2 protein-coding genes are annotated in these 4,447 nt (G+C 47.9%); both read left to right on the top strand.

Annotated elements, in window-relative coordinates; genetic code table 11:
• The coding region (locus tag QT974_RS18200; protein ID WP_333469842.1) for a prolyl oligopeptidase family serine peptidase at nucleotides 1-1,146 on the top strand (1,146 nt) is incomplete at its 5' end.
• 690 nt (nucleotides 1,147-1,836) lie between these two features.
• Nucleotides 1,837-4,447, top strand: a 2,611-nt coding sequence (locus QT974_RS18195) for a DUF4347 domain-containing protein (protein WP_333469841.1), incomplete at its 3' end; no start/stop codon positions are given.

The raw sequence follows: 4,447 nt of genomic DNA, 5'->3' as shown, positions 1-4,447 counted from the left end.
CCGTCGCCCCCCCTTACGAAGGGGGGGATTCAGGGGTTCACCGAAATCATCCCCGAAGCAGCCGAAACCCTCGGAGGCATTGGCCTTCTCAACAATCAATTTGTCGCTTCTTACCTGAAAGACGCCTACACTCAGATTAAAATCTTTAACTTAGATGGCTCTTTGGCGCGAGAAGTCGCTTTACCCGGAATCGGTTCGGCAGGAGGTTTTGGCGGCAAGCGGCACGACACCGAAACCTTTTATGCTTACACCAGCTTCACGACTCCGAACACAATCTACCGTTACAATATGCTGACGGATGAAAGTAGCGTTTATCGGCAGCCAAAGGTTGATTTTAATCCAGAGGATTACGAGACAAAACAAATATTTTATCCCAGCAAAGACGGTACGCAAGTACCGATGTTTGTCACGCACAAAAAAGGCTTGCAGCTAGATGGCAATAACCCCACTTACCTGTATGGTTATGGTGGTTTTTCTATCTCGCTGACTCCAAGTTTTTCTCTGAGCAGGCTGGTTTGGTTGGAAATGGGCGGAGTTTATGTGACAGCTTGTTTGCGGGGTGGTGGCGAGTACGGCGAATCGTGGCACCAAGCTGGGACAAAGTTGAAAAAGCAAAATGTGTTTGATGACTTTATCAGCGCTGCGGAATGGTTGATCGAGAATAAGTATACTAAACCTGCTAAATTGGCGATCGCAGGTGGTAGCAACGGCGGCTTATTGGTGGGGGCTTGCATGACTCAGCGGCCAGAATTGTTCGGTGCTGCATTGCCCGCTGTCGGCGTCCTAGATATGTTGCGCTTCCACAAGTTTACCATTGGTCATGCTTGGGTTCCTGAATATGGTTCGTCGGAAAATTCCGCAGAGTTTCGGGCGATTCACGCCTATTCTCCGCTGCACAATCTGAAAGCGGGAACGGCTTATCCGGCGACCATGATTACAACTGCCGATCATGACGATCGCGTTGTTCCAGCCCACAGTTTCAAGTTTGCTTCGGCTTTGCAAGCAACCCACGCGGGCGAAAAACCCGTGTTAATTCGCATTGAAACTAAAGCGGGACATGGGGGTGGCAAACCTACCGCTAAAGTCATTGAAGAATTGGCAGATGAATGGGCTTTTTTGGTGCGGGAACTCGATATTAAGGTTTAGGAAGTGGTTGGGTGGTGCGGCGCAGTTTCCTGATTTAGTCACAAAGACCGATCGCCCTTGAGTCTAACAAGGGCGATCGATCTTTGTCACCGCGCTCCTGCTAACAATATATTTATACAATTTGTTAATTTTTGTAGCATTTAGTTGCTTTTACTACACAGTTGTGATTTCACTTGAGGCCAAAGCAGTCTAAGTATAACTCTCTAGAAACGTCGGTATCTCAATTTTCAACAGCCTTCGATCGCACCTCAAATTCAAAATCTGCCGATTTTTAGGAAATCAATATTTTCAGTATATTTACGGTTAAATCTGTCTGGGCGAGCCTCAATATCACTAAATTCTGAAAATTAGCCCGAGGGGTCTGACCCCTCTATCTTGAGAAATACGTAAGTAATTTGCCATCTATCTTGGGATATATATTATATAATTTTTCCATTAAATAATATGTATCGGCGAATACAAAACGCCCAACTGCTTATTCATCTAAGAGTTACAGCGATCCGACCAATCTCGAAATCTGGCGCGCGATCGCACAAAGCCTGTCTAATTATTGCCTGATATCACCAATCACCAATACACGTAAGTATTTTTATTTTTTTACAAAAAATTATTATCAAAACTTTATAGTCGAAAGTTTATCGTCATCTATCAAAAGGGGTAGCTTAGGTTTAGTAGTTGAAATCATTAAAAATGAAAACGATCCCCACTCAGTCCAATATGTCAGCCCTAGAAACACGGAAATATATCAATATCGCCACTAAAATCTTGAGCGCCAGCTATAAAGCAGAGTCCGCTAGCTTCCAAAATCTAGCGATTGTTGACTCAAAAGTAGAAAACTACGAACAGTTACTCGCGGGAGTCAAACTCGGTACAGAAGTCATTTTGCTCGATCGCGCCCGGGATGGCATCGAACAAATCGCCGAAATTTTAGCCTGGCGCCACAGCATCAACAGCATTCAAATAGTTGCTCACGGCTCAGAAGCAGCGGTGAAACTCGGCTCGGCAGAACTCAACATTCACAATATAGAAACCTATACCAGCCAATTGCAGCAGTGGGGTAAAGCTCTCAACTCCACAGGCAGTATTCTCCTGTTAAGTTGCAACACAGGCGCCGGCGAATCAGGCCTGAAATTTATACAAAAACTCAGTGAAATAACAGGAGCAAATGTTGCGGCCTCCAATAATTTAACTGGGAGTGCAGCCTTAGGAGGCGACTGGGAATTAGAAATTGCGATCGGACAAATAAATGCTGAACTAGCCTTTGAAAAAGAAGTCTTAGAAGCCTATACATCAGTCCTAGCTACCTTAGTTGCCGAAAGCTTTACTGGTACAACAGCACTAGGTCCTTGGATCTATGGAACCAGCGGCGTTTCAGCCAACCCGGGCTTAACATCAGGCACTGGCCCGGGGATTATTCCAGGTTTGACTCCCACTCTCGATCCTGCCGGTAGCGGTGCTTTGAGATTAACCTCAGCCGTTGGAGACCAAGCAGCTTTTGTCATCTACAACAACCCGATCTCTGCCAGTGAGGGCGTAAAAGTTACCTTTGATTTATTTGCTTATGGCGGCAGTGGTGCCGATGGTGTGAGTTTTTTCTTAATAGACGGCACAACTACGCCCACAGCAGCGGGAGGCTACGGCGGCTCTCTCGGCTATGCTCCAAATACTACCGGTGCAGGTGTAGCCGGTATTGCAGGAGGTTATGTAGGTGTCGGATTAGACGAGTTTGGCAATTTTTCCAATCCCACTGAAGGGCGTGTAGGTGGCACGGTAGCGACAGCTGATTCAGTAGCACTTAGAGGCAGCGTAGCCACTAACTACAATTTTTTAACTAACGCTCTCGTTCCCGGTGGGATAGATAACACTGCTGCAACGACTCGTACTGGTGCTAAAAAAACAGTTCAAATCACATTACTACCGGGTACTAACCAGCTTACAGTTGCCATAGACTTGAACGGCGATGGCATATTTGTTCCCACCGAAACACTGATCGACATCCCAAATTTGACCCTGGTAAACGGAGCAATACCACCTACTTTCAAATTTGGTTTTGCTAGTTCCACAGGCGGTCAGGACAACATTCACGAAATTAGCAACCTCGTGGTCGAAAGTGTTTTACCTCCCGCACTCCAAGCCGACATTGTAACTGCTAAAATCAGCCCGCAGTTCGCCTCACCCAACAGCAACATTACCTACACAATTACTTCCAGCAATAACGGCCCTAGCCCAGCCTCCGACCTCCTGATTCAAGATCAACTCCCTGCCGGCTTAACTTTCGTCAGCGCTAGCGACGGCGGTACTTTCAACCCCGCAACGGGGGCGATCGTCTGGCCGTTGATTTCGAGTTTGGCTAGCGGTACTAGCGTCACACGGACGATCGTCGCCACAGTTCCCGGAACACTAGGCACTTCCTTAACTAACACTGCATTCAGCAACTCCAGCACTTTCGACCCAAACCCAGTTAACAACAACGGTTCATCCACCGTCTCCCAAAGCCCAGTTACAGTTGCTGTTGCCGACTTAGTAACAACCAAAACCGGGTCAGCTACTGCCATTGCTGGAACCACAGTTAGTTACACAATTACGACAGTCAACAACGGCCCGAGTACAGCGACAAACGTCACAGTTACTGACAGCATCGTTCCCGGTTTGATAGGAGTCTCTGTCTCGAACGGCGGTACTTACAATTCCACTACAGGGATTGTGACATTCCCAGCGATTAACATTCTTTCGGGCGCTCCTGCGGTAGCCAACACAGTCAGCTTTGTCTCACCCGATCGCCTGAGCATCAGCAACACCGCCAGCAGCACATCAGCAACCCCAGACTCTAATCCTGCTAACAACAACGGTAGTCTACCGACAGCCACAGTAGTTACAGCTCTGACTCCTCCTAATGCTGACCTAGCCACCACAAAAACCGGCCCAGCTACTGCCATTGCTGGAACCACAGTTAGTTACACAATTTCGACAGTCAATAACGGGCCGAGTACAGCGACAAACGTCACAGTTACTGATAGCATCGTTCCCGGTTTGATAGGAGTCTCTGTCTCGAACGGCGGTACTTACAATTCCACTACAGGGATTGTGACATTCCCAGCAATTAACATTCTTTCCGGTGCTCCTGCTGTCGCCAACACAGTCAGCTTTGTCTCACCCGGAGGCGCGAGCGTCAGCAACACCGCCAGCAGCACCTCAGCCACTCCTGACGCCAATCCTGCCAACAACAACGGCAGTGCACCGGGTGCTACAGTCACCACAGCTCTGACACCGACAGCCGACCTAGTTACCACCAAAACCGGTT

This window comes from Microcoleus sp. BM001215392, from assembly GCF_036700185.1.
Classification (GTDB): domain Bacteria; phylum Cyanobacteriota; class Cyanobacteriia; order Cyanobacteriales; family Microcoleaceae; genus Microcoleus.
This window is presented reverse-complemented; position numbering and strand designations above follow the sequence as displayed.